The organism is Pseudomonas sp. 21 (assembly GCF_000955805.1).
Lineage (GTDB): Bacteria > Pseudomonadota > Gammaproteobacteria > Pseudomonadales > Pseudomonadaceae > Pseudomonas.
On sequence record NZ_JYOA01000001.1, the window covers coordinates 766,439 to 792,722 of the forward strand.

At 62.9% G+C, this 26,284-nt stretch carries 24 protein-coding genes and 1 pseudogene; 9 read left to right on the top strand and 16 right to left on the bottom strand.

What is annotated here, in order from left to right:
* The first annotated feature begins 43 nt into the window (after positions 1-43).
* From UB43_RS03310 to fabI, 7 genes are all read left to right on the top strand, one after another.
* Positions 44-1,654, top strand: coding sequence for a LysM peptidoglycan-binding domain-containing protein (locus UB43_RS03310; RefSeq protein ID WP_045208376.1), 1,611 nt, complete (start codon positions 44-46; stop codon positions 1,652-1,654).
* A gap of 116 nt (positions 1,655-1,770) precedes the next feature.
* Positions 1,771-3,600 (top strand): extracellular solute-binding protein, encoded by a 1,830-nt coding sequence (locus UB43_RS03315; protein WP_045208377.1) that lies wholly within the window; start codon positions 1,771-1,773, stop codon positions 3,598-3,600.
* Positions 3,597-5,462 carry an extracellular solute-binding protein gene (locus UB43_RS03320; RefSeq protein ID WP_045208379.1) on the top strand — a complete coding sequence of 622 codons (1,866 nt, stop codon included), beginning with the start codon at positions 3,597-3,599 and terminating at the stop codon, positions 5,460-5,462. The genes UB43_RS03315 and UB43_RS03320 overlap by 4 nt, the downstream gene beginning before the upstream one ends.
* Positions 5,462-6,544, top strand: coding sequence for a microcin C ABC transporter permease YejB (locus tag UB43_RS03325; protein WP_024763285.1), 1,083 nt, complete (start codon positions 5,462-5,464; stop codon positions 6,542-6,544). Before UB43_RS03320 ends, UB43_RS03325 begins: the two co-directional genes overlap by 1 nt.
* A gap of 4 nt (positions 6,545-6,548) precedes the next feature.
* Complete coding sequence (locus UB43_RS03330) at positions 6,549-7,568, top strand: ABC transporter permease (protein ID WP_045208382.1); 1,020 nt, start codon at positions 6,549-6,551, stop codon at positions 7,566-7,568.
* 1 nt (position 7,569) lies between these two features.
* The gene (locus UB43_RS03335; protein WP_045208383.1) at positions 7,570-9,180 is read left to right on the top strand and encodes an ABC transporter ATP-binding protein; all 1,611 of its coding nucleotides are present in this window, start codon (positions 7,570-7,572) and stop codon (positions 9,178-9,180) included.
* 25 nt (positions 9,181-9,205) lie between these two features.
* On the top strand, positions 9,206-10,003 hold the full coding sequence (gene fabI, locus UB43_RS03340) for an enoyl-ACP reductase FabI (RefSeq protein WP_045208384.1): 798 nt from the start codon (positions 9,206-9,208) through the stop codon (positions 10,001-10,003).
* Positions 10,004-10,091: 88 nt separating this feature from the next.
* On the opposite strand, the gene UB43_RS03345 is transcribed toward fabI, so the two are convergent.
* From UB43_RS03345 to UB43_RS03385, 9 genes are all read right to left on the bottom strand, one after another.
* Positions 10,092-11,981, bottom strand: a complete 1,890-nt coding sequence (locus tag UB43_RS03345) for a SurA N-terminal domain-containing protein (RefSeq protein WP_045208386.1) — start codon at positions 11,979-11,981, stop codon at positions 10,092-10,094.
* A gap of 227 nt (positions 11,982-12,208) precedes the next feature.
* The gene (gene hupB / locus UB43_RS03350; protein ID WP_003087931.1) at positions 12,209-12,481 is read right to left on the bottom strand and encodes a nucleoid-associated protein HU-beta; all 273 of its coding nucleotides are present in this window, start codon (positions 12,479-12,481) and stop codon (positions 12,209-12,211) included.
* Positions 12,482-12,617: 136 nt separating this feature from the next.
* Positions 12,618-15,014 (bottom strand): endopeptidase La, encoded by a 2,397-nt coding sequence (gene lon / locus UB43_RS03355; RefSeq protein ID WP_045208393.1) that lies wholly within the window; start codon positions 15,012-15,014, stop codon positions 12,618-12,620.
* Between the two features lie 133 nt (positions 15,015-15,147).
* On the bottom strand, positions 15,148-16,428 hold the full coding sequence (gene clpX, locus UB43_RS03360; RefSeq protein ID WP_045208395.1) for an ATP-dependent Clp protease ATP-binding subunit ClpX: 1,281 nt from the start codon (positions 16,426-16,428) through the stop codon (positions 15,148-15,150).
* 107 nt (positions 16,429-16,535) lie between these two features.
* The gene (gene clpP, locus UB43_RS03365; RefSeq protein WP_045208397.1) at positions 16,536-17,174 is read right to left on the bottom strand and encodes an ATP-dependent Clp endopeptidase proteolytic subunit ClpP; all 639 of its coding nucleotides are present in this window, start codon (positions 17,172-17,174) and stop codon (positions 16,536-16,538) included.
* 91 nt (positions 17,175-17,265) lie between these two features.
* Positions 17,266-18,576 carry a trigger factor gene (gene tig, locus UB43_RS03370; RefSeq protein WP_045208399.1) on the bottom strand — a complete coding sequence of 437 codons (1,311 nt, stop codon included), beginning with the start codon at positions 18,574-18,576 and terminating at the stop codon, positions 17,266-17,268.
* 409 nt (positions 18,577-18,985) lie between these two features.
* Entirely contained in the window at positions 18,986-19,978 is a 993-nt protein-coding gene (locus UB43_RS03375) for a hypothetical protein (protein WP_045208401.1), read from the bottom strand.
* A gap of 104 nt (positions 19,979-20,082) precedes the next feature.
* Positions 20,083-21,351 (bottom strand): translesion error-prone DNA polymerase V subunit UmuC, encoded by a 1,269-nt coding sequence (gene umuC / locus UB43_RS03380; protein WP_045208403.1) that lies wholly within the window; start codon positions 21,349-21,351, stop codon positions 20,083-20,085.
* A complete protein-coding gene (locus UB43_RS03385; protein ID WP_045208405.1) occupies positions 21,344-21,775 on the bottom strand; it encodes a LexA family transcriptional regulator in 432 nt (143 codons plus the stop codon). Before UB43_RS03385 ends, umuC begins: the two co-directional genes overlap by 8 nt.
* An 88-nt stretch (positions 21,776-21,863) precedes the next feature.
* On the opposite strand from UB43_RS03385, the gene UB43_RS03390 reads away from it, so the two are divergent.
* Entirely contained in the window at positions 21,864-22,535 is a 672-nt protein-coding gene (locus tag UB43_RS03390; RefSeq protein WP_045208406.1) for an SOS response-associated peptidase, read from the top strand.
* On the opposite strand, the gene UB43_RS03395 is transcribed toward UB43_RS03390, so the two are convergent.
* The 5 genes and pseudogenes from UB43_RS03395 to UB43_RS03410 form a co-directional block, all read right to left on the bottom strand.
* The gene (locus UB43_RS03395) at positions 22,532-22,792 is read right to left on the bottom strand and encodes a hypothetical protein (protein ID WP_045208408.1); all 261 of its coding nucleotides are present in this window, start codon (positions 22,790-22,792) and stop codon (positions 22,532-22,534) included. The genes UB43_RS03390 and UB43_RS03395 overlap by 4 nt on opposite strands.
* 35 nt (positions 22,793-22,827) lie before the next feature.
* The gene (locus UB43_RS03400; RefSeq protein WP_045208411.1) at positions 22,828-23,622 is read right to left on the bottom strand and encodes a DNA adenine methylase; all 795 of its coding nucleotides are present in this window, start codon (positions 23,620-23,622) and stop codon (positions 22,828-22,830) included.
* A gap of 144 nt (positions 23,623-23,766) precedes the next feature.
* Positions 23,767-23,946, bottom strand: a pseudogene (gene lysC, locus UB43_RS30245) (Rz1-like lysis system protein LysC); the annotation flags it as partial.
* Positions 23,870-24,340: a hypothetical protein gene (locus UB43_RS30005; protein WP_045208413.1), complete on the bottom strand. Its 471-nt coding sequence runs from the start codon at positions 24,338-24,340 to the stop codon at positions 23,870-23,872. The pseudogene lysC and the gene UB43_RS30005, both read right to left, overlap by 77 nt.
* A 9-nt stretch (positions 24,341-24,349) precedes the next feature.
* Positions 24,350-24,763, bottom strand: coding sequence for a cell wall hydrolase (locus tag UB43_RS03410; protein ID WP_045208415.1), 414 nt, complete (start codon positions 24,761-24,763; stop codon positions 24,350-24,352).
* Positions 24,764-24,855: 92 nt separating this feature from the next.
* Here UB43_RS03410 and UB43_RS29765 point away from each other — a divergent pair, with 92 nt between their 5' ends.
* Complete coding sequence (locus UB43_RS29765) at positions 24,856-25,005, top strand: hypothetical protein (protein WP_177329768.1); 150 nt, start codon at positions 24,856-24,858, stop codon at positions 25,003-25,005.
* Positions 25,006-25,011: 6 nt separating this feature from the next.
* On the opposite strand, the gene UB43_RS29005 is transcribed toward UB43_RS29765, so the two are convergent.
* Both UB43_RS29005 and UB43_RS28775 read right to left on the bottom strand, forming a co-directional pair.
* Entirely contained in the window at positions 25,012-25,350 is a 339-nt protein-coding gene (locus tag UB43_RS29005; protein WP_082085757.1) for an HNH endonuclease, read from the bottom strand.
* A 214-nt stretch (positions 25,351-25,564) separates the two neighbouring features.
* Positions 25,565-26,269 (bottom strand): hypothetical protein, encoded by a 705-nt coding sequence (locus UB43_RS28775; protein WP_052969495.1) that lies wholly within the window; start codon positions 26,267-26,269, stop codon positions 25,565-25,567.
* Positions 26,270-26,284 lie beyond the last annotated feature (15 nt).

Below are 26,284 nucleotides of genomic sequence, written 5' to 3' on the forward strand. Positions count from 1 at the left end.
CTAGAATCGCCGAAATTTTTGCCCCGGACATAGTCATCAGCCAATGCCGCCCAAGACCAGAAAGACCTCCGATCTAGACGCATTGGCACGAGCCATCCGAGTCTCCATTGTCCTCCTCGCGGCGGGCCTGGCAGGCTGCCAGTCGACCCAGCAGACCGCCAGCAACAACCAGGTCCGCAGCGCCTCCCGCGCAGTCGACGTGCAGTTCAACCCCGCCTGGAACCAGGCCCAGAACGATATCTGGGAACGTATGCGTGGCGGCTTCCAGCTGCAGGATCAGTTCAATACCAACCCGCGCATTGAGCGCCAGCGGCTGTGGTTCATGAGCAACCAGTCGTTCCTGGAGAACGCCAGCGAGCGCGGCGCGCCTTACATGCACTACGTCGTCGAGCGCCTGGAAGAGCGCGACATGCCGCTGGAGCTGGCGCTGCTGCCGATGATCGAGAGCTCGTACAACCCGATGGCCGTGTCGCGCGCCCAGGCCGTTGGCCTGTGGCAATTCATCCCGAGCACCGGCACTCACTTCAACCTGCGCCAGACCAACTTCTATGACGGCCGCCGCGACATCACCGCGTCGACCAACGCCGCGCTGACCTACCTGAACCGCCTGCACGACATGTTCAACGGCGACTGGCTGCTCGCGCTGGCCGCCTACAACGCCGGCGAAGGTACCGTCAGCCGCGCGATCGAGCGCAACGAGCGCCTCGGCCTGCCCACCGACTACTGGAACCTGCCGCTGCCGCAGGAGACCCAGGACTACGTGCCCAAGCTGCTGGCCCTGTCGCAACTGGTGAATGCCCCGACCATCTACGGCATCAACCTCAGCCCGATCGCCAACCAGCCCTACTTCACCTCGATCCGCGTCAAGCCGGGCCTGGATCTCTCCCAGGTGGCCGCTGCGGGGGACCTGGACCAGGACGAACTGCAACAGCTCAACCCCGCCTTCAAGCGCGGCGTGACCCTGGATGGCCCGCATCACCTGCTGGTGCCCCTGGCCAAGGCCGACTCCCTCAAGGCCGGCGTCGCGAACCTGGAGCCGGTGCAGGTCAAGCCCCTGGTGGCGTCGAACAACGGCCATTACCGCGTGCGCAAAGGCGACAGCCTGCACAGCATCGCCCAGCGCTACCGCCTGAGCGTGGCCGAGCTCAAGGCAGCCAACCGCCTGAGCGCCAACCGCCTGCGCAATGGCCAGACCCTGGTCATCCCCGGCCAGCCCGGCCGCCCGACCATCGAGCCGGAGAGCCCGCGCCAACTGGCCCAGGTGGAAAGCTCGAAGACCGTCGCCAGCGCCCGCGTCGCTACTCGCAGCTACACCGTGAAGAATGGCGACACCCTGTGGAACATCGCCAAGAAGAACGGCGTCGAAGTCGCGGACCTCAAGCGCTGGAACGGCCTGGACAGCCATGGCGTCAAGCCCGGGCAGACCCTCAAGCTGCAGAGCGCCGCCGCCACCCAGCTGGCTTCCAGCAGCAAGAGCAAGGCCAAGCAGGACACGGCGACCTACTACAAGGTCAAGCAGGGCGATTCGATGTACCTGATCGCCAAGCGCTTCAATGTCGAGATGCAGCACATCAAGCGCTGGAACCCGCGCAGCGGCCAGGCCCTGAAGCCGGGCCAGACCATCACGCTGTACCTCGACACCGCCAGCCGCTGAGTTTCACCTTGCGCCGGGGCGCACAGCCCCGGCCGCATGTCTTCTGGCAGCCAGGACAAGCTGCTACTGTACGACGCTAACCTCCTTCAGCCAGCCGGGATCGGATCCTACGCCTGATGCGTCGCTTGCCTCTCCTGTTCCTGGGACTCTTCCTGGGCCTCCCCGCCTCCGCCCAGATCACCGAGAGCCACGGCTACGCCCAGTTCGGCGACCTCAAGTACCCGGCCAACTTCGACCATTTCGACTGGGTCGACCCCAGGGCACCCAAGGGCGGCCTGCTGCGGCTGATGGGCCTGGGCACCTTCGACACGCTCAACCCCTATACCTTCAAGGGCAGCCCGCCGGTCAGCACTGCGGACTTCCTGCAGTACGGCGTCAGTGAGCTGAACGAGCCACTGATGGTCGGCACCGGCCTGTATGACCCGTCCGGCGACGAGCCCGCCTCCAGCTACGGTCTGATCGCCCGCAGCGTGGAGTACGCCGAGGACCGCAGCTGGGTGGTGTTCAACCTGCGCCCGGAAGCCCGCTTCCACGACGGCAAGCCGATCACCGCCTACGACGTGGCGTTCTCCTATCGCACGTTGCTGCACCACGGCCACCCGATGTACCGCACCAACCTGCAGGAAGTGCAGCGGGTCGACATTCTTTCCGCTCGAAGCATCCGTTTCGTCTTCAAGCGCCACGACAACCCGCTGCTGATCCTGCGCCTGGGCGAAATGCCGGTGCTGCCGCAGCATTACTGGAAGGGCCGCGACTTCCAGGCCACCACCTTCGAGCCGCCGCTGGGTAGCGGCCCCTACCGCATCACCGAGGTGGTGCCGGGACGCCGCCTGGTGTTCGAACGGGTCAAGGACTGGTGGGGCAAGGACCTGCCGGTCAATCGCGGCAAGTACAACTTCGACCGTGTCGAGGTGGACTTCTACCGTGACGCCGGCATCGCCTTCGAAGCCTTCAAGGCCGGCGAGTTCGATATCTACATCGAACACCAGGCGAAGAACTGGCGCAGCAACTACCGCTTCCCGGCCGTTCGCCGGGGCGAAGTGCTGAAGGTGGAAATCCCCCACCAGATACCCACCCAGACCCAGGCGCTGTTCCTCAACACCCGCCGCGCGACCTTCGCCGACCGCCGCCTGCGCGAGGCGCTGGGGATGATGTTCGACTTCGAATGGACCAACCGCGCACTGTTCAACGATGCGTACGTGCGCGCCAGCAGCTACTACCCCAACAGCACCCTTGCGGCCACCGGCGTCCCCCAGGGTCAGGAATGGCTGCTGCTCTCGCCCTATCGCTCGCAACTGCCCGAAGCGCTGTTCAAGCGCCCCTTCACCGTCCCGGTGACCAAGGGCGCCGGCATCCCGCGGGAAACCCTGCGCCACGCTTTGGGTCTATTGGGCGAAGCCGGCTGGAAGCTCTCCGGCGACCGCTTGCTGGACGCCAGCGGCAAGCAGCTGCGTTTCGAGATCCTGCTGGTCAACCCCAGCCTGGAACGCATTCTCCAGCCGTATCGCGAGAACCTCGCCAGCATCGGCATCGATGCGAGCTTGCGCACCGTGGACCGCGCCCAGTACAAACAACGTCTGGACCAGTTCGACTACGACATGATTCTGATGACCCTGCCCCAGACACTGAGCCCCGGCCTCGAACAATGGCAGTACTTCCACTCCAGCCAGGTGGCGGTCAAGGGCAGCAAGAACTATGCGGGCATCGCCAACCCCGTGGTGGACGCGATGCTGGAAAAACTCCTCGGCGCCACCAACCGCGATGAGCAGGAAGCTGCCGCACGCGCCCTGGACCGGGTGCTGCTGTGGCAGCACTACAGCATTCCCAACTGGTACCTGAACAAGCACCGGCTGGCGTACCGCAACCGCTTCGCCTTCGTCACCACGCCGCCCTATACGCTGGGTCTGCGAGCCTGGTGGCAAAAAGACCAGGAGAAAACCCTATGAAAAGCCCCCGCCGCGCCGCGCTCTGCGCCGGCCTGTTGCTGGGACTGCTGGGCAGTGCGCAGGCCGCGCCGCAGCACGCCATCACCCTGTATGACGAGGCGCCGAAGTACCCGGCGAACTTCAAGCACTTCGACTTCGTCAATGCCGATGCCCCCAAGGGCGGCACGCTGCGCCTCTCCGATTTCGGCGGTTTCGACAGCCTCAACCCCTTCATTGCCAAGGGCAACTCCGCGCCGCAGATCAACCTGATCTACGACACCCTGACCTTCCACTCCCTCGACGAGCCCTTCACCGAATACGGCCTGCTCGCCGAGAAGATCGAGAAGGACCCGGAGCACCGCTTCGTCCGCTACTACCTGCGGCCCGAGGCGCGCTTCCAGGACGGCACGCCGGTCACCGCCGAAGACGTGGTGTTCACCTTCGAGACGCTGATGAAGGACGGCGACCCGATGTACCGCAACTACTACGCGGACGTCGACAAGGTGGTGGCCGAGGACAAGCTGCGCGTGCGCTTCGACTTCAAGCACGGCGACAACCGCGAGCTGCCGCTGATCCTTGGCCAGCTGTCGATCCTGCCCAAGCACTGGTGGGCCAGCCGCGACTTCAACAAGACCAACATGGAGCCGCCGCTGGGCAGCGGCCCGTACCGCATCGCCAAGGTCGAGGCCGGCCGCTCGATCCGCTACGAGCGGGTCAAGGACTGGTGGGGCGACAAGCTGCCGGTGAACCGCGGCTTCAACAACTTCGACGCCGTGGTGGTGGAGTCCTACCGCGACCTGACCGTCGCCCTGGAAGCCTTCAAGGCCGGGCAGTTCGACTTCAACGACGAGCGCATCGCGAAGAACTGGGCGACTGCCTACGACTCGCCCGCCGTGCGCGACGGCCGCATCGTCCGCGAGGAGCCGGTGAACGGTAACCCGTGGGGCATGCAGGCCTACGCCTTCAACATCCGCCGCCCGGTGTTCCAGGACCCGCGCGTGCGCGAGGCGATCACCAACCTGTTCGACTTCGAGTGGACCAACAAGCAGCTGTTCTTCGGCTCCTACCTGCGCGACGGCAGCTACTTCGAGAACTCCGAGATGGCCGCCAAGGAGCTGCCCGATGCGGAGGAGCTGAAAATCCTCGAACCGCTGCGCGACAAGCTGCCGCCAGAGGTCTTCACCCAGGTCTACGTGCCGCCCACCAGCGACGGCAGCGGCATCATCCGCGAGCAGAAGCGCAAGGCCTACCAGCTACTGCTGGAGGCCGGCTACAAGATCGAGAACGACAAGATGGTCGGCCCCGACGGCAAGCAGCTGAGCTTCGAGTTCATGCTCGCCCAGGCCGACTTCGAGCGTGTGCTGCTGCCCTTCAAGCGCAACCTCGCGGAGCTGGGCATCGACATGCAGCTGCGCCGGGTCGACGTCTCGCAGTACATCAACCGCCTGCGTTCGCGGGACTACGACATGATCGTCAGCAGCTGGCCGCAATCCAGCTCGCCGGGCAACGAGCAGCGCGAGTTCTGGCATTCCAGCAGCGCCGACAAGCCGGGCAGCCGCAACTTCATCGGCCTGCGCGATCCGGGCATCGACGCCCTGGTGGAAGGCCTGATCAACGCCGGCTCCCGCGAAAGCCTGGTGCGCCACGCCCGCGCCCTCGACCGCGCGCTGCTCTGGGGCCACTACGTGGTGCCCAACTGGTACCTGGGCAACTGGCGCATCGCCTACTGGAACCGCATCGCCCACCCGGAAAAGCTGCCGCCCTACAGCTATGCGCTGCAAACCTGGTGGCAGGCCCGCGAGAAGGCCGAACCGACCAAGACCGCTGCCAAAGCTGCAGCCGAGGCGCCGGCTGACAGCGCCGTCGCCCAAGGGGCCAACTGATGCTGGCCTACATCCTGCGGCGCCTGCTGCTGATCATCCCCACCCTGTTTGGCATCCTGCTGATCAACTTCATCATCATCCAGGCCGCCCCCGGCGGCCCGGTGGAGCAGATGATCGCCAAGCTGGAGGGCTTCGATGCCGCCAGCGGCGGCGCCACCGGGCGTATCTCCGGCGGCGGCGGCGAAGTCGCCGCGGCGGGTACGCACTATCGCGGCGCCCAGGGCCTGGACCCGGAGCTGGTGAAGGAAATCGAGAAGATGTACGGCTTCGACAAGCCGGCACCCGAACGCTTCTGGATCATGCTCAAGAACTACGTGCACCTGGACTTCGGCCAGAGCTTCTTCCGCGACGCCAAGGTCACCGACCTGATCGTCGAGAAGCTGCCCGTCTCCATCTCCCTGGGGCTGTGGAGCACGCTGATCATGTACCTGGTGTCGATCCCGCTGGGCATCGCCAAGGCGGTGCGCCACGGCAGCCATTTCGACGTCTGGACCAGCTCGGCGATCATCGTCGGCTACGCGATCCCCGCCTTCCTCTTCGCCATCCTGCTGGTGGTGCTGTTCGCCGGCGGAAGCTACTGGGACTGGTTCCCGTTACGAGGACTGACCTCCAACAACTTCGACGAACTGACCTGGGCCGGCAAGGTCCGCGACTATTTCTGGCACCTGGCGCTGCCCATCACCGCGCTGGTGATCGGCAACTTCGCCACCATCACCCTGCTGACCAAGAACAGCTTCCTCGACGAGATCGGCAAGCAGTATGTCGTCACCGCCCGCGCCAAGGGCCTGACCGAACGCCGCGTGCTCTACGGCCACGTGTTCCGCAACGCCATGCTGCTGATCATCGCCGGCCTGCCCTCGGCCCTGCTGGGCATCTTCTTCACCGGCTCGCTGCTGATCGAGGTGATCTTCTCCCTCGACGGCCTGGGCCTGCTCAGCTTCGAGGCGGCGCTGAACCGCGACTACCCGGTGGTGTTCGGCACGCTGTTCATCTTCACCCTGTTCGGCCTGATCATGAAGCTAGTCAGCGACGTCCTCTACACGCTGGTCGATCCGCGCATCGACTTCGAGAACCGGGAGTAATCCGATGCGCCTTTCTCCCATCAATCTGCGCCGCTGGGCGCGCTTCAAGGCCAACAAGCGTGGCTGGTGGTCGCTCTGGCTGTTCCTCACGCTGTTCATCCTCAGCCTGGGCGCCGAACTGATCGCCAACGACAAGCCCCTGGCGATCCACTACGACGGCCAGTGGTACTTCCCGGTGGTCAAGCGCTACCCGGAAACCGCCTTCGGCGGCGAGTTCCCCATGGAGGCGAACTACAAGAGCCCGTACATGCGCGAGCAGATCGCGCAGAAGGGCGGCTGGACCCTCTGGCCGCCGATCGCCTACAGCTACGACACCATCAACTATGACCTGCGCGTGCCGGCGCCTTCCGCGCCCACCGCGGAGAACTGGCTGGGCACCGACGACCAGGCCCGCGACGTGATGGCACGGGTGATCTACGGCTTCCGCGTATCGGTGCTGTTCGCCCTGATCCTCACCGTGCTGAGCTCCATCGTCGGCGTCGTCGTGGGCGCGCTGCAGGGCTTCTATGGCGGCTGGATCGACCTGCTCGGCCAGCGCTTCCTGGAAATCTGGTCGGGCCTGCCGGTGCTCTACCTGCTGATCATCCTCGCCAGCTTCGTGCAGCCGAGTTTCTGGTGGCTGCTGGGAATCATGCTGCTGTTCTCCTGGATGAGCCTGGTGGACGTGGTCCGCGCCGAGTTCCTCCGTGGCCGGAACCTGGAGTACGTGCGCGCGGCGCGCGCCCTGGGCATGCGCAACGGCGCGATCATGTTCCGCCACATCCTGCCCAACGCGATGATCTCCACCCTGACCTTCATGCCCTTCATCCTCACCGGCGCGATCGGCACCCTGACCTCCCTGGACTTCCTCGGCTTCGGCCTGCCCGCCGGCGCGCCGTCGCTGGGCGAGCTGGTCGCCCAGGGCAAGTCCAACCTGCAGGCGCCCTGGCTGGGCATCACCGCCTTCGTGGTGCTGGCCGTGATGCTGAGCCTGCTGGTGTTCATCGGCGAAGCCGCCCGCGATGCCTTCGACCCGAGGAAGTGACATGAGCCAGAACGAGAACCTCATCGAAGTGCGCGACCTGTCCGTCGATTTCCGCTGCGGCGACGAACAGGTGCGCGCGGTCGAACACATCAGCTTCGACATCCGCAAGGGCGAGACCCTGGCGCTGGTAGGCGAAAGCGGCTCCGGCAAGTCGGTCACCGCGCACTCGATCCTGCGCTTGCTGCCCTACCCCACCGCCAGCCACCCTTCCGGCAGCGTCCAGTACGCCGGCAAGGACCTGCTCAAGCTGCCCGAGCGCAAACTTCGGAGTATCCGCGGCAACCGCATCGCCATGGTGTTCCAGGAACCCATGACCTCGCTGAACCCGCTGCACAGCATCGAGAAGCAGATCGGTGAAGTACTGGCGCTGCACAAGGGCATGAACGGCGCCCAGGCCCGCGCGCGCACGCTGGAACTGCTAGAGCTGGTGGGCATCCCCAATCCCGCCAGCCGGCTCAAGGCCTACCCCCACGAACTTTCCGGCGGCCAGCGCCAGCGGGTGATGATCGCCATGGCCCTGGCCTGCGAGCCGGAGCTGCTGATCGCCGACGAACCGACCACGGCGCTGGACGTCACGGTGCAGCTGAAGATCCTCGACCTGCTGCGCGACCTGCAGCAGCGCCTGGGCATGGCCATGCTGCTGATCACCCACGACCTCAACCTGGTGCGGCGCATCGCCCATCGCGTCTGCGTGATGAAACGCGGCTGCATCGTCGAGCAGGCCGATTGCGAAGCCCTCTTCGAGGCCCCCCAGCACCCCTACACGCGTGAATTGCTCGGAGCCGAGCCCAGTGGTACCCCCGCACAGAACGAGCCAGGAGCGCCCTTGCTGGAGGTCGACGACCTGCGCGTGTGGTTCCCGATCAAGAAAGGCGTGTTCCGCAAGACCGTCGATCACGTCAAGGCCGTGGACGGCATCGACTTCAGCCTGCCGCGTGGCCAGACCCTGGGCATCGTCGGCGAGAGCGGCTCGGGCAAGTCGACCCTCGGCCTGGCCATCCTGCGCCTGATCAACAGCCAGGGCGGCATCCGCTTCGAGGGCCAGTCCATCGAAGGCATGAACCAGGCGCAAGTCAGGCCCCTGCGTCGCGAGATGCAGGTAGTCTTCCAGGATCCGTTCGGCAGCCTCAGCCCGCGCATGTCGGTGGGCCAGATCGTTGGCGAAGGCCTGGAAATCCATGGCATGGGCACACCCGAGGAGCGCGAGCAGGCGATCATCGAGGCGCTCAAGGAAGTCGGGCTCGACCCGGATACCCGCCACCGCTATCCCCACGAGTTCTCCGGTGGCCAGCGGCAGCGCATCGCCATCGCCCGCGCGCTGGTGCTCAAGCCGGCGCTGATCCTGCTGGACGAGCCGACCTCGGCGCTGGACCGCACCGTGCAGCGCCAGGTTGTCGAGCTGCTGCGCGGGCTGCAGGCCAAGTACAACCTGACCTACCTGTTCATCAGCCACGACCTGGCGGTGGTGAAAGCCCTCAGCCACCAGTTGATGGTGATCCGCCACGGCAAGGTGGTCGAACAGGGCATGGCCGAGGATGTCTTCGCCGCACCGCAGCATGCGTACACACAGCAACTGCTGGAAGCAGCCTTCATGGTCCCGGCAGCGAGCTGAACCATTACATGATCAAGGAGTGGATATGGGATTTCTCACCGGCAAGCGCGTACTGATCGTCGGTGTCGCCAGCAAGCTGTCCATCGCCTCCGGCATCGCCGCGGCGATGCACCGGGAAGGCGCCGAGCTCGCCTTCACCTACCAGAACGACAAGCTCAAGGGCCGCGTGGAAGAGTTCACTGCTGGCTGGGGTTCCAGCGCGGAGCTGTGCTTCCCCTGTGACGTAGCCAACGACGCGGACATCGCAGCCGTGTTCGCCGAGCTGGGGAAGCAGTGGGATGGCCTGGACTGCATCGTCCACTCGGTGGGCTTCGCACCGGGCGACCAGCTCGACGGTGACTTCACCGAAGTCACCACCCGCGAAGGTTTCCGCATCGCCCACGACATCAGCGCCTACAGCTTCATCGCCCTGGCCAAGGCCGGCCGCGAACTTATGCAGGGTCGCAACGGCAGCCTGCTCACCCTCTCCTACCTGGGCGCCGAGCGCACGATGCCCAACTACAACGTGATGGGCATGGCCAAGGCGAGCCTGGAAGCCGGCGTGCGCTACCTGGCTGGCAGCCTCGGTCCGGAAGGCACCCGCGTCAACGCCATCTCCGCCGGCCCGATCCGTACCCTGGCCGCCTCGGGCATCAAGAGCTTCCGCAAAATGCTCGCCGCCAACGAGCGCCAGACCCCGCTGCGGCGCAATGTGACCATCGAGGAAGTCGGCAACGCCGGTGCCTTCCTCTGTTCGGACCTCGCTAGCGGCATCAGCGGTGAGATCCTCTATGTCGACGGTGGCTTCAACACCACCGCCATGGGCCCGCTGGGCGACGACTGAGCCGTTTCCCAGGCAAAGAAAAAGGCCGCCGATGCGGCCTTTTTCTTGTACCGGATAAAACGAGGGCCGCTTGCGCGGCCCCAGTTCATTACTTCTTGGCGTCGTCGAACTTCTCGATCTTCGCCTGATCCTGCAGGTAGCGGCGGAACGCGGAGAAATCGTCCTGGCCACTGCGCGAGGCGAGGAAGCGCTGGTACATCGCTTTCTCCTGCTCGGTCGGCTTGGCATCCGGCTCGCTCACACCACTGAGCTTGACCAGCACGAAGTCGCCGTTCTGCAGCGCGACACCACCCAGGCTGGGCTTGCCGGCGCCCTCCGGACGAGCCATGCGGAACACGCTCTGCAGCACAACCGGATCGACACCTTCCTGACCACGGGCAGCCGCTTCCACGACCTTCCAGTCCTGGCCTTCCTGGGCCTGGGTCAGAGGGATCTTGCCGTCGCGCAGACCCGCCAGCAGCGCTTCGCCGCGAGCCTTGGCATCGGTGGCAGCGTGCTCGACCTGCAGACGCTTGAGGATATCGGCACTCACCTGTTCCAGGGTTTCCTGCTCAGGCTTGTGGTGCTCCTTCACGCGCAGCACGACCACGGTATCCGGGTCCAGTTCGATGGCGCCGCTGTTGGCGCCCTCTTCCAGCACTTCGGGGCTGAAAGCGGTCTGGATGACCTGGCGGTTGGCGGTCACACCCTCACCACCTTCCTTGCCGAACGGCTTGCTGGTCTGCACCTTCAGGCCCATGTCCTGTGCCGGCTGGCCCAGATCGGAGGCTTCGTAGGCGGAGCTTTCCAGCTGCTTGGTCGCATCGACGAAACGTTGCTCGACCAGTTGGGTCTTGGCTTCGTGCTCCAGCTTGGCCTTCAGGCTGTCGAAGGTCGGAACCTCCGGCGCTTCGACGCCGAGCAGCTTGATCAGGTGCCAGCCGTAGGAGGTCTTCACCGGGGCGGAAACTTCGCCCTTCTTCAGCGCATACAGCGACTCTTCGAAGGCCGGGTCATACACGCCACGACCGGCGAAGCCGAGATCACCACCGTTGGCGGCGGAGCCGGTGTCGTTGGACAGCTCCTTGGCCAGCTTGGCGAAGTCTTCACCCTTGTCCAGGCGTGCCTTGATCTCGTCGATCTTGGCCTTGGCCTGCTGGTCGTTCTGCTTGTCGTTCACCTCGATCAGGATGTGCGCGGCGTCGCGCTGCTCGGCCAGGCCGGCGATTTCCTTCTGATAGAGGGCATCGAGGTCTTCCTTCTTCACCTCGACCTGGTCGAAGAAGGTGGACTTCTTCAGCTCGACGTAGTCGATGGTGACCTGCTCGGGAGTCATGAACTCGGTGCTGTGGGCGTCGTAGTACGCCTTGATCTCGCTGTCCTCGACCTTGCTCTTGGCCGGGTCGGCCTTGAGGGTCAGGGTGGCGAAGTCTCGGGTCTGCTTCTCCAGACGGGCGAAGGCATTCAGCTCGTCATCGGTGACGAAGCCGGTACCGGCGATGCCGGCGCGCAGCTGACCAATGAGCATTTCCTCGCCGAACATGCGGCGGAACTGCATGCGGTCATAGCCCATCTGGCGGATGACCTGGTCGAAGCGCTCGGCACTGAACTTGCCGTCCACCTGGAATTCAGGAGTCGACAGGATCAGTTGATCCAGCGCCTGCTGGGAGAAGGCGAACTTATCGTTCTGGGCGGCCTGCAGGATCAGCTTGCGCTCGATGAGCGACTTCAGCGCGGAGTCCTTGAGCAGCTTGTCGTCGAGCATGGACGAATCGAAGTCCTTGCCCAGACGCTGCATCAGCTGGCGACGCTGCATGTCCGCGGCCTGCTGCAGTTCCGGCAGACCGATGTCTTCACCGTTGACCTGAGCAGCGACGTTCTCGTGGTGGGTTGCGCGAATGATCTGATCGAACCCGGTCAAAGCCATGAGGACAACGATCACGCCCAGGATGGTCTTGGTGATCCAGCCTTGGGAGTTGTCCCTGATGTTTTGCAGCATGCGGCCCCCGACGCGGCCACGTCCCACCGTCAATGGCGGCGCGGCGTGGAAAAAAGCGGATATAAGAAAGGCGCATCCGAGGATGCGCCTTCTCGTAACTGGTGGAGCTTGCGGGCATTGAGCCCGTGACCCCTGATGATTCCAACCGACCTACGCCAGCCGGGTCATCGCTCCGTGACCGGTCCAACCGAGGTTGGAACCGGTCCAGGTCAAGTCCAAAAAGACGCTTAGTTGACAGCGTCCTTGAGGGCTTTACCGGCCTTGAAGCCCGGGATCTTAGCAGCAGCGATCTTGATCGGCTTGCCGGTTTGCGGGTTGCGACCGGTGCGAGCAGCGCGCTCTTTGACAGCGAAGGTGCCGAAGCCTACCAGTACGACGGAGTCACCAGCCTTCAGGGCGCCAGTTACGGACTCGATCACCGCGTCCAGAGCGCGACCGGCAACAGCTTTCGGGATATCAGCAGATGCGGCGATAGCATCGATCAGTTCCGACTTGTTCACTCTAAGTCCCCTTATTTCTGTTGAGTATGTTTCTATGTGTTAGGTGTAAGCAAAAGCAGGTGCTGGTTTGCCATCTGACAAAGCAAGTGCCGCTTTATAACAAGGGCTCAAAAACAGTGTCAAGAAAGCCCCCCAACTAATGCGTGCTGATTCGCTCCTTGGAATCAGACTCGCGCTTCTCATCCTTTGCAACCATCTCGGGAGCCGCATCGGGCAAGGGCTCCGGGGCGTATTGCAGCGCAATTTGCAGGACCTCGTCAATCCATTTAACCGGTTTAATAACGAGATCGGCCTTAATATTATCCGGAATTTCCCTAAGGTCTCGTACGTTTTCCTCGGGAATGATCACAGTCTTGATTCCACCCCGGTGTGCAGCCAGAAGTTTTTCCTTCAGGCCACCAATGGCCAGCACCTGACCCCGCAAGGTGATCTCGCCGGTCATCGCAACGTCCGCACGAACCGGGATCTGAGTGATCGCCGAAACCAGCGCAGTGCACATGCCGATGCCCGCGCTAGGGCCGTCCTTGGGCGTCGCGCCTTCCGGCACGTGGATGTGGATATCGTGCTTCTCGTGGAAGTCCGAGGCGATGCCCAGGCTCTTCGAACGACTACGAACCACGGTCAGCGCGGCGGTGATGGACTCCGCCATGACATCGCCCAGCGAGCCGGTCTTGGTCAGTGCGCCCTTGCCGGGAACCATGGCCGATTCGATGGTCAGCAATTCACCGCCCACCTGGGTCCAGGCGAGGCCGGTCACCTGGCCGATCTGGTCCTGCTGCTCGGCCAGGCCGTAGCGGAACTTGCGCACACCCAGGTAGTTCTCCAGCGAATCCGGAGTCACCACGGCGTCGATACGCTTGGCCTTGCCACCGTCCTTGACCGCCTTGCGGCAGACCTTGGCGATCTGGCGTTCGAGACTGCGCACACCGGCTTCGCGGGTGTAATAGCGGATGATGTCACGGGTAGCCGCTTCCTCGAAGACCACCTCGCCCTTCTTGAGACCATTGGCCGCAGTCTGTTTCGGTACAAGATATTTCGAAGCGATGTTGATCTTCTCGTCCTCGGTGTAACCCGGCAGACGGATGACTTCCATGCGGTCCAGCAACGCTGCCGGAATGTTCATGGAGTTCGCCGTGCAGAGGAACATCACGTCGGAGAGGTCGTAGTCGACTTCGAGGTAGTGGTCGTTGAAGTTGTGGTTCTGCTCCGGATCGAGCACTTCCAGCAGCGCCGACGCGGGGTCACCGCGCATGTCGCTGCCCATCTTGTCGATCTCGTCGAGCAGGAACAGCGGGTTGCGCACGCCCACCTTGGTCATTTTCTGAATCAGACGACCGGGCATGGAACCGATATAGGTGCGACGGTGACCGCGAATCTCGGCCTCGTCACGCACGCCGCCCAGGGCCATGCGCACGAACTTGCGGTTGGTCGCTCGGGCGATGGACTCGGCCAGCGAGGTCTTGCCCACGCCGGGCGGGCCGACCAGGCAGAGCACCGGGCCCTTGAGCTTCTTCACGCGCTTCTGTACGGCGAGATACTCGAGGATTCGCTCCTTGACCTCTTCCAGGCCGTAGTGGTCCGCGTCGAGGATGTCCTCGGCCTTGTCCAGGTCGTGGCGCACCTTGCTCTCGGCCTTCCACGGCACATTCACCAGCCAGTCGATGTAGGAACGTACCACGGTCGCCTCGGCGGACATCGGCGACATCTGCTTGAGCTTGTTCAGCTCGGCAGTGGCCTTGGCCAGGGCTTCCTTGGTCAGGCCGGCGGCGTCGATGCGCTTCTTCAGCTCCTCGACTTCGTTGTGGCCTTCGTCGATGTCACCCAGCTCTTTCTGGATGGCCTTCATCTGCTCGTTGAGGTAGTACTCGCGCTGGCTGCGCTCCATCTGCTTCTTCACGCGGCCGCGAATGCGCTTTTCAACCTGCAGCAGGTCGATCTCGGCATCCAGCATGGCCAGCACGTGCTCGACGCGGGCGGACAGCTCGGTGATCTCGAGGATTTCCTGCTTCTGCTCGATCTTCAGCGCCATGTGGGCGGCCATGGTGTCTACAAGCCGACCCGGCTCGTCGATGCTGTTGAGCGAGGACAGGACTTCGGCCGGGACTTTCTTGCCCAACTGCACGTACTGCTCGAACTGGCTGAGCAGGCTGCGGGTAAAGACTTCGGATTCGCGCTCGCCGACGGAGGCCTCGTCAATGATCGACACTTCCGCGCGGCAGTAGGCTTCTTCGTCGATAAAGCGCTCTACCTGGCCGCGCTGCTCACCCTCGACCAGCACCTTGACGGTGCCATCGGGCAGTTTCAGCAGCTGCAGGACGGTGGCCACGGTGCCCATGCGGTACAGGCCGTCGGCGCCCGGATCGTCGTCGGCCGGATTCTTCTGCGCCAGCAACAGGATCTGCTTGTCGCTGGTCATGGCGGCCTCGAGGGCCTCGATGGATTTCTCTCGTCCCACGAAAAGCGGGATGACCATGTGCGGATACACCACTACGTCACGCAGGGGGAGCAGGGGCAACTCGACGAGTGTTTTCATGATATTCGGCTCTACAGCGGCACTTGGCCAAAACGATGGGATTGGACCCTTCGGCCTAAGATGGGGTTAGGACTGGGAAAAAACAAGCGCGGTAGATGGGAAGAAAAAAGGGGCCCTAGGGCCCCTTCTGGTTTCAGGCGTCAGGTGCAGCCTTGGCCGGCTGCTCGCTGTTCTCGTAGATCAGCAGTGGCTGGGAGGAGCCATCGATGACGCTTTCGTCGATCACCACCTTGCTGACGTCGTTCTGCGAGGGGATCTCGTACATGGTATCGAGCAGGATGCCTTCGAGGATCGAACGCAGGCCACGGGCGCCGGTCTTGCGCTCCAGCGCGCGACGGGCGACGGCCTTGAGCGCGTCCGGGCGGAACTCGAGGTCCACGCCTTCCATTTCGAAGAGCTTGGCGTACTGCTTGGTCAGCGCGTTCTTCGGCTCGGTCAGAATCTGCATCAGCGCAGGCTCGTCCAGCTCGTCAAGGGTCGCGATGATCGGCAGGCGGCCGACGAACTCGGGGATCAGGCCGAACTTGACCAGATCTTCCGGCTCGACCTCACGCAGCGCTTCGCCAACCTTCTTGCCCGCTTCCTGGCTGCGAACCTCGGCGTTGAAGCCGATGCCGCCCTTGGTGGAACGGTTCTGGATGACCTTTTCCAGGCCAGCGAACGCGCCACCGCAGATGAACAGGATGTTGCGGGTGTCGACCTGCAGGAATTCCTGCTGCGGGTGCTTGCGGCCGCCCTGGGGCGGTACGGAAGCCACGGTGCCTTCGATCAGCTTCAGCAGGGCCTGCTGAACGCCTTCGCCGGACACGTCGCGGGTGATCGACGGGTTGTCGGATTTGCGCGAGATCTTGTCGATTTCGTCGATGTAGACGATGCCCATCTGGGCCTTCTCGACATCGTAGTCACACTTCTGCAGCAGCTTCTGGATGATGTTCTCGACGTCCTCGCCCACGTAGCCAGCCTCGGTGAGGGTAGTGGCATCGGCGATGGTGAAGGGAACATTGAGCAGACGCGCCAGGGTCTCGGCGAGCAAGGTCTTGCCCGAACCGGTCGGCCCGATCAGCAGGATGTTGCTCTTGCCCAGTTCGACGTCGTCCTTGCGCTCACGCTGGTTCAGGCGTTTGTAGTGGTTGTACACCGCTACTGCCAGGGTTTTCTTGGCACGTTCCTGGCCGATCACGTACTGATCGAGGATGGTGCGGATCTCTTTCGGCGCCGGAAGCTTGTGCGCACTGCTCTCCGCCTGTGCTTCCTGCACCTCCTCACGGATGATGTCATTGCACAGGTCGACGCACTCGTCGCAGATAAAGACCGAGGGGCCGGCAATCAACTTGCGCACTTCGTGCTGGCTCTTGCCGCAGAAGGAGCAATACAGCAGCTTGCCGTTGTCCTCGCCGTTGCGGGTGTCAGTCATTCGATCGTTCCAATCGGGGATATACGTGAAGGACAAGATGAAGGCATTCGCAGGCATTTTCAAGCCCGCGAGCGGCCGGATTACCGGCCGCGGTACAGCGGAGAGACTCAGCTAGCGGTGGGACGCTGAGTGAAGACCTGATCGATCAGACCGTATTTGACAGCATCGTCACCACTCATGAAGCGGTCACGGTCGGTATCGCGGGCGATGACATCCAGCGGCTGGCCGGTGTGGTGCGCCAGCACCTGGTTCAGGCGCTCCTTGATGAAGAGGATTTCCTTGGCGTGGATCTCGATGTCCGAGGCCTGGCCCTGGAAGCCGCCCAGCGGCTGGTGGATCATCATGCGCGAGTGCGGCAGGCAATAACGCTTGCCAGCGGCGCCGCCAGCCAGCAGCAGGGCACCCATGCTGCACGCCTGGCCCACGCAGATGGTGGACACGTCGGGCTTGATGAACTGCATGGTGTCGTAGATCGACATGCCAGCGGTCACGGAGCCACCCGGCGAGTTGATGTAGAGGTGGATGTCCTTGTCCGGGTTCTCGGCTTCGAGGAACAGCAACTGGGCCACCACGAGGTTGGCCATGTAGTCCTCGACCTGGCCGACCAGGAAGATGATCCGCTCCTTCAGCAGGCGCGAATAGATGTCGTAGGAACGCTCACCGCGGGCGGACTGCTCCACCACCATCGGCACCAGACCGCCAGCGGCCTGAATGTTCGGAACTTGCGGCATATAAGGATTATGCATGTCCGACGATCACTCCCTAATAAAAAGTCATGTCTCTATAGACGCACAAGCCAGCCCGAAGGCTGGCTTGTGACAATCGAACGAAGCTGGATCAGGCCGCTTGCGGAGCTTCTGCAGGCTTGACCGCGTCTTCGTAGGATACCTGCTTGTCGGTCACATTGGCCTTCTGCAGGACAGTATCTACAACTTGTTCTTCCAGTACAACCGAACGAACTTCGTTCAGTTGCTGGTCGTTCTTGTAGTACCAGGAAACAACTTGTTCCGGCTCCTGGTAAGCGGAAGCCATCTCTTCGATCATTTCGCGAACGCGGGCTTCGTCGGCCTTCAGCTCGTGCTGCTTGACCAGCTCAGCGACGATCAGACCCAGCACGACGCGGCGCTTGGCCTGCTCTTCGAACAGTTCAGCCGGCAGTTGGTCGGGCTTGATGTTGCCACCGAACTGCTGGACAGCCTGGACGCGCAGACGATTGACTTCGTTGCCGATCAGGGCTTTCGGAACTTCGATCGGGTTGGCCTCGACCAGACCTTCCATCACCTGGTTCTTCACCTTGGACTTGATGGCCTGACGCAGCTCACGCTCCATGTTCTTGCGAACTTCGGTGCGGAAGCCTTCCAGAGTGCTTTCCTTGACGCCGAACAGAGCGAAGAACTCTTCGTTCAGTTCCGGCAGCTTCGGCTCGGCGACGCTGTTGACGGTAGCGGTGAACTCGGCGGCCTTGCCGGCCAGGTCCAGGTTCTGGTAGTCCTCAGGGAAGGTCACGTTCAGAACGCGCTCTTCACCGGCCTTGGCGCCGACCAGGCCTTCTTCGAAGCCCGGGATCATGCGGCCGGAGCCCAGCACCAGCAGGGTGCCCTTGGCGGAACCGCCAGCGAAGGCTTCGCCGTCGATCTTGCCAACGAAGTCGATGTTCACCTGGTCGTCGTTCTGAGCGGCGCGATCAACAGCTTCGAAGCGGGTGTTCTGCTTGCGCAGGATTTCCAGCATGTTGTCGAGATCGGCGTCAGCCACGTCGGCCTGCAGGCGCTCGACCTTGATGCCGTCGAAACCGGCAACCTGGAACTCGGGGAAGACTTCGAAAGTCGCGATGTACTCGAGGCCCTTCTCTTTCTCGAACACTTTCGGCTCGACGGAGGGAGCGCCCGCCGGGTTCAGCTTCTGCTCGACCACGGCTTCGTAGAAGGTTTCCTGGATCAGGTCACCGAGGGCTTCCTGACGAGCGGCGGCTTCATAGCGCTGACGGATCACGCTCATCGGCACCTTGCCGGGACGGAAGCCAGGAACCTTGGCGCGACGAGCGGTCTGCTGCAGACGCTTGTTGACTTCGGTCTCGATACGCTCGGCCGGCACGCCAACGGTCATGCGGCGCTCAAGAGCGGAGGTGCTTTCAACGGAAACTTGCATGGATATTCCTCGTGGCACAGACGTAAGCCGGTCCTTCCGGCTCCCAGAATCAAGGGCAAGCATTCTAGTAGCAAGAAATGCAGAAGTCACCCTGAGTGGAAGCTGCGGAAATTCACGGATGCGAGAGCTTATGGAAAGAAGATGGTGCGGACGGAGAGACCCAAACCAAACCTACCCAAGCCCCACAAACCGGACACCTCCACATTCAAGGACCGGCACAATGTACTAATTCATGTACTAAATAGTTGCGCCTGGCAAAAGGACACTCATAGTTAGACACGTATTGGGGTCGGCGATGGTACAGCGTCAAAGCCCCGCCGTCACCGGCCCGGAGCTTTGGATTTAAGGTGGGCTGGGCTTCCGCTGTTTGAAAGCCCAGCAGCAGATGCTGGGCTGAGGGTCATCCCCTTCAAATATCGCGAGCAGGTACCGGAGCCACAATCAATCCGGTATCGCTGGCATCCCCTTTTCTGAGGTTGACCTCAAGGGCCTCTTCCTGGGTTTCCAGCAGATGCGGCTGCGCCAAAGGCCTCAGCCCTTCGATCACATCGAGGATTGGAAACTCCCTCCTCTCCTCAAGGAAGCGGCACACCTGGCGATCTGGAGGCCGAGGCAGTGCTACCTCCCTTGGAACCTGCGCATCAGCGTGAATGAACTGTTGAACGATCTGCCAACCTTGGTAGAAAACCTCCATGAACGACGCGTCATAAGGGACCGGAGCAACGATCAAGTTTTTCTGATCATCTATTCGAATCGCATCATTACGGCCTTGTTGGGAGGGAACAATTGCCAGCCTCAGCCCCCTTGCCCCTTCGAGCTGACGAGGATTGATCTTAACCGTGGTCCCCACCCACTGGTCGGGACCGGTGCGGCCTACAAACAGATCCGCTTTCCACAGCCCGTTGATGGATGCCGGTAACGCCTCTCGATCTGCCCGTTTTCGGAAAGCAGACGCCACAGAGTCAATGTGCTTTTTCAGCTTTACTGGCCGCCCCTTGCTACCTGAGAGCAGCGACGATTCATCAGTCAGCATGTCGCGTGCTGTTTGAATCAGCTGTACGGCACCAGTTTTTTCTGCGCCGAAGAGAATTGAGTCAGGGTCACCCCCTCGGATACGACAATGCTGGCTCAATGCCGAGTCAATACGGTCAAGGATCAGCTGATTCCCATTGGAGATCGCATCGTGGATGGCATATTCGAAGCAGATCCCACAATCACCATCTCCTGGCCGATACAACCTTGGAAGCTGCCTGAGCCTGATGTTGGGTAGACCACCCGCATCCTGAATTGCCTCCTGCTTGATCGCAAAGAGCACTCCCTGGAGGATTGGGATCACCACTGCAATGAGTGCTTGGACTTCGTCTGCAACGGGATTTCTTTGAATTTCTTTCCTTAAATCCATGACATCTCCTTAGAACATCCCGCATATATAGCGATACGCCACCACCAACGCAATCGCGACGTCATGTCGAATTTCGCTGAGCCCTCTCACCGCCCAGCACAAGCTCAAGTCACCCGCCATAGCTCACTCAACCTGGTGGTGAAGCTCTGGCTCATCAGCTCGCGGCGCATCCCCCAGTCTGGCTCCGCAGGCACCCCACCCGGCCGGACTGTCCCCCTCCCCCAGCGAGCGTTGATCGCATCCATCACCGCCATGGTCTTGGTCGCTCGCTCAGGCTGCGCCGGCGCGAACAGGTCACCGGTGAACTCGCCTGGCTGCCGCAGATCGAGCAGCAACACCTCGGCCTTGCTGAAGGCGAACCCTTTTCGGAACACCAGCTCCAGGCCGTCGACGGCGGCTTTGGTGATCAGCCTGGTGTCATCGGTGGGGTATGGCAGCTCAACGCCGCCCCCCTTTGCGAACTTGGGCTCATCCGGGTTGAACATCCCCGTCCTGATGCTGACCTGCACACGCTTACAGTAGGAGCCCTGCGCCCGCAACTTCTCGCAAGCCCGGGCCGCATAGGTAGCCACCGCTTCGCGGATCGGCGACAACTCATACAGCCTCTTGCCGAACATCCGGCTACAGCAGATCTCCTGCTTTGGCGGCGCGGCCTCCTCCAGCTCCAGGCAGGCCACGCCGCACAGCTCGCGGGCAGTCTTCTCAATCACTACGTTGAACTGCTTGCGTAACGTCCAGGCGTCGGCCTGGGAGAGGTCCCAGGCTGTCTTGATGCCTTGGGCGTTGAGGTGCGAGGTCATCTTGCGGCCAACGCCCCAGACGTCGCTGACGTCGCAGGCCTTAAGCAGCCGGTCACGGCGAGCCGAGTCTCGGACATCAAGGACACCGCCAGTCTGTGCCTGCCACTTTTTCGCTCCGTAATTGGCCAACTTTGCCAGAGTCTTCGAGGTGCCGATGCCGACGCCGACGGGAATCCCGGTGCACCGCAATACCCGGGCGCGCATCTCGCGGCCGACGCGCACCAGGTCACCCGGCACCCCGGTCAGGTCAGCGAAGCATTCGTCGATGCTGTACACCTCAACGGCGGGAGCCATCTCCTCGAGGATCGTCATGACCCGGGCGCTCATATCGCCGTACAAGGCGTAGTTGCTGGAGAACGCCAGGATGCCCAGCCGCTCCAGCTTGTGGCGAATCTTGAAGTACGGCTCCCCCATGGCGACGTGGGGCTTTGCGTCGGCGCTCCGGGCGATCACGCAGCCGTCGTTGTTGGACAGGACCACGATAGGCGTGCGCAGCAGGTCCGGCCGGAACACCCTCTCGCAGCTGGCATAGAACGAATTGCAATCGATCAGGGCAATGGAACGGTCAGCCACGGTCGTGGCACCGGATGCTGTATCGCACCACGCCCCACACCAGCAGCTCGTCGCCTTCGAGGATGTACCGCGGCGGGTAGTTCGGATTCTCCGCGCGCAGCACCACCTGGTCGCCGTCCTTCGCCAGGCGCTTTACCGTTGGCTCACCGTTGACCGCCGCGATGATGATGTCCCCTGGCACAGCTTCGCTGGAACGATCCACCACCAGCAGGTCTCCATCATGTATGCCCGCGCGGATCATGCTGTCGCCGCCCGAGCGCACCAGATAGGTATGGGGCGCGCGAATCTGCAGGATTTCGTCCAGGGATATTTCACGCTCCAGGTGATCCTGGGCAGGCGACGGAAAGCCCGCCGGCACGCGAAAGGCAAACAGGGGAAGCGGGCGACTGCCCGCCAGCAGGCGCGCAACAACGTCAGGAAGCATGGGAAACGTCCAATTTACTGTATATAAATACAGTAATAGACAAGCCCAGTTTCCTACAATGGGAATGCAGACGGACGGAGGGTACGAAATGTGCGGAAGAGTCGCGCAGTACGACAGCTGGGCAGACCTCGTAGCGATCATGCGGCTGCCCGGGCCGGCGATGCTGAAGGAGCCCATTGAGCCCCGTTACAACGTGGCGCCGACCACCCATACGTTGCTGATGGTCAACGATGAAGGCGCGCTGATCGGCGAACGCGTTAGGTGGGGATGGAGGCCGCACTGGGCCAAGGACAAGTCGGCGCCGATCAACGCCAGAGTGGAGAAGGTTGCGCGCGGACCGTTCTTCCGCGCGATATGGCCGCACCGCGCCGTATGCCCGGTGAGCGGCTGGTACGAATGGGTCGACGAGGGTGGCCCGAAGAAACAACCCTACTTCATCCGTCGACGCGACGGAGCCGCCTGCCTGACCGCCGCCATCGGCCAGTATCCGGCCGGCGACCGAGAACCAGGTGAGCACGATGGCTTCGTGATCATCACCGCCGACGCCCAAGGCGGCATGGTCGACGTCCATGATCGGCGTCCTGTGGTGCTGCCACCGGACCTGGCCGCCGAATGGTTGGATTCAGCGACGACCAAGGAGCGCGCCGAACAGATCGTCCTCCAGCAGGGCGAACCGCCCGAGGCCTTCGAATGGTTCCAGGTCAGTACCGCAGTGGGCAACGTCAGGAACCAAGGCGCGCAGCTGATCGAACCGATCTAGAGGTAGTGCGCCGTGCCCTTCCCGATGGATTTCCACTCTTCCTGCGGAGAGTTCGGCGACAGCATGGCGAAGAGTTCCACCTCCTGCCCTTCCTTCGGCTCGGCCGGCAAAAGCGCTGCATGACGGCCAGCCTGGAGCCCGGGAAACATTTCGGAGTTGGCCGCGACGTGAAACTCCCAGATGCCGTACTGCCCTGCCTTGGTGACCAGACGCTCCAGACTCAAGCGGGTACCACCATTGGATCGAATTCTGAGCATGCCGACCTCCTGTGATCGCGGCCGGCATTGTAGCCTCAGAACAGTCCGCCGAACGCGCCGGGCTCCCAGTTCATGATCACCAGTTCGCCGGTCACCTCGGCCATAGCCTGCCTCTGGTTCGTGTTGCTGTAGCGGATGTCCAGGCGCTCCATGTGAAAGCCTTCGAAGGCCCTTCGGATATCCGGGTGGTCGTTGATGCTGACCATCACTTTGCCCTTGCAGCGCCGCATGAAGTCAGCCATCCGCTCGTACTCAGTGAAGGGGAAATCAACGCCATAGCCTTCCGTCTGCCAGTACGGCGGGTCCATGTAGTGGAAGGTGTGGACGCGGTCGTAGCGCTCCACGCATTCCAGCCAGGGCAGATTCTCCACGTAGGTTCCGGCCAGGCGCTGCCATGCCGCGGACAGGTTCTCCTCGATGCGCAGCAGATTGACCGCCGGGGCGGTGGTCGCGGTACCGAAGTTCTGGCCCGACACCTTGCCGCCGAAGGCGTGGTGCTGCAGGTAGAAGAAGCGCGCAGCGCGCTGGATATCAGTGAGGGTTTCGGGGCGGGTGAGCTTCTGCCACTCGAACACCTGGCGGCTGGATATCGCCCACTTGAACTGGCGAACGAACTCTTCCAGGTGATTCTTAACGACGCGGTAAAGGCAGACGATGTCGCCGTTGAGGTCGTTGAGCACCTCGGTCGGCGCCGGCACTGGCCGGAGGAAGAAGAGCGCGGCGCCGCCGGCAAAGGCCTCGACGTAGCATTCATGGGGCGGGAACAGCGGGATAAGGCGGTCGGCCAGGCGGCGCTTGCCGCCCATCCAGGGGAAGATCGGGTTGGTCATTTTGCAAGCCTTTACTGTGTGGATAAACAGGTGTTAGGCTCGCCCCGCTTCGTGCACGGGGCAGGAGCCTGGGCTGGGCTTGCAGGGATGTTCTGCAGGTTCGGCGTCCGGTGAGGTGTTGCAGCACCCCACCGGTCGCTCCTTTCATTTCGCGCGCTGGGCATCCTGGGTCTGGATGCAGTCCAGCACCTGGTTGGCACAGCTGAGCAGCGCGGCCTCTGTCACATCGAGCGACTCACGCCACTGGTCATTGGCCAGCACCGCCGGACGTGCCGGAAGCGGGCACGCCACCAACGGGCAGGACTGGCGGGCTACGGTAGGCGCCGGGGTCGGTGGTTGCGGGGCGTTCGTACAACCGGCCAAGGCCAGCAGGCACAGGCCCACGCAGGTACTCAGCAACAGCTTGGTCATTTCGGCGTAGCTCCTCGAAGGCCGCACTCTGCGCCCTGGCATTGGTGGACACGGCCTGCTCCAGCAGACGCATCCGCTTGTGGATTTCATCGACTGCCCCGATCTGGCGCTGCTGCTCAGCCAGCACGCCTGCCTGCAGCTCAATCATTTTCTGCGCCTCACCGGCTGCCGCTTCCGCAGCAGCGGCACGCTGCGCCTGCAGGTCGATGCGTGGAGTAAGCCCCCACCACACCAGTCCCGCACCAAGGGCGACCAGCAGCAGGCCACCCAGGATCTGCAACCCCACTTTCGAAAGCAGGCTGGACATGGCTCGCTCCTACGGGACGTCGCGGAAGAAGATGTGACGCCCGATCTTCACCGTCCGCTTGGCGAGCCGCGCCCAGGCCGGCGGCTTCGGCATGCTCGTCGCGTAGTAATGGGTGGCGCCGCCAGTGGGATCGGATTGTTTGCCATCGAGCACCGCAACCGCGGCTTCACGCGCCTGGAGGAACTGTCCGGGCGGGATGTCCTTCTGCCCGCTCAGGTACGGGTAGTTCGGGTCGTTCTTGTTCCAGCAACTGAACTGCGAGGACTTGAGGCAAACACTCTGAATGTCGCGCCCCCACCAGCTCGGTTTGGCTGCCCTGTTCTTGATGGTGTGTCCCACAGCCACCATGCCGGCGAACCCTTCGCCACGCGCCTCGCCCCACAAAGTGCGGGCGAGCACATCCACATCGCGCTCTCTACTCACTGCGACCTCCAGAAACGAAAAAGCCCGCGTATCGGCGGGCTGGGTTGGGTTTTGGTTTGGTAATCTTGAGCCCGCCAACTGGAGGGCTCGCGATGAAGGAACAACGCATGCTGACGGGGCTTCGCGCCCACGTTGAGGAACTACTGAGCGAGGGCTGGCGGATCAGCTCGCGCGAACCGCTGGCCCTCCGTCGCGGGAAGGAACGCCTTCACTATCGGCTCGGCATGCTGATCAGCGCGTAGGAACTGTCACATCGGACGCGCCGCATGCCATGCACCCTTCCCCATTCGCCGCTGAACCTTCGCGCGGTGCGCATTGGGTGCGAGCGGGCGTGCCGCCCTATGGCGTTGCGAATTGCAGAACCAGCACGCTGCAGCGATGTTGCCGGGGGCGTCCGTACCACCATCGCACTTGGCGTGCAGATGCTCGGCAGTGCAGCGAAATACGCGCGCCTGCTTTAGCGTGAGGTGGTGCTCTTGTGCGAACTGTTCGGGAGAGGACTGCCACATTGGGCAACCGCAGTAGGTGCAGCGGCCGGACTGGCGTTGGAAGGCTTTGGTGCGGATTTTCTGGAGGGTCTTGCTCACGTTCGTGTCCTTGAGGCCGGCGACGGCCTCCTAATTAAAGGAAGTCCGTCAGCCGTCTAGAGACGAACCGAACGGTGGCCGGGCTAACTGCCATAGGCCGCAAGGTGGAGGCAAAACCCCATCACCAGGGATCATCCCGTGCGGGATGAGCGCTTAGAATCTAATCCAGAACTCGCCCCTCTGACAATCCCACCTATGCATCGTGGTCTCCAGGTCAGAAGGTCTGCAGGCCGACGTAGTTCTTCACGCGGAAGATCGGACAGTCGTAGTGCTCGATCTCGATGAGGTAGCTTCCCGTCGGCGATGCGGGGATGGTCAAGCTGTACACGCCATCGTCGAGGCTCCCGGTCGAGCCGCTCGGCAGATCGAAATAGATGTCATTGGCCCACATCGGAACCAGAAACTGCTGGTCTGCCGATCCGCCCGGCCAGACCTCGATCACCTGGCGGGGGAGCGGATAGCGGCGGAAAGAGCCGCCGGTACCGCCGAACCCCATGACATTCAGCGTCAGCGGGACGGCATCCGGCGGAACCCAGTACCAGAATCCGCGGCGCCGATTGACCTCCAGGGTATTCGCCCGATCTTCCATGATGATCACCTCCCGGCATTCCTCGAGGTTGCCCAAGGCTTGCGCGGTGAGGTTGCAGCGGCAGCGGGTGCCGGCGGGCCAAGTAGCGGCGGCAGTCCCCTCTTGCTCGCGCTGGAGGGGCGTGAACACCGTCGATCCAGGCCGGTAGGAAACGATCTCGCAGGGGCTGCCGGTTTCATCGGAGAGGGTAAGGACTATCCAGTCAGCAGGGTCCGACATGGCAGCCGTCAGCTGGTCGAGTGCCGTCTGCTCCAAAGGCAGCGCCTCGCCCTCCTCCTCATCCAGTGCCGCCACCAGCGGGAAATCGAAGTTGTTGATCCAGACCTGCATCGGTCGCTCCTCTGT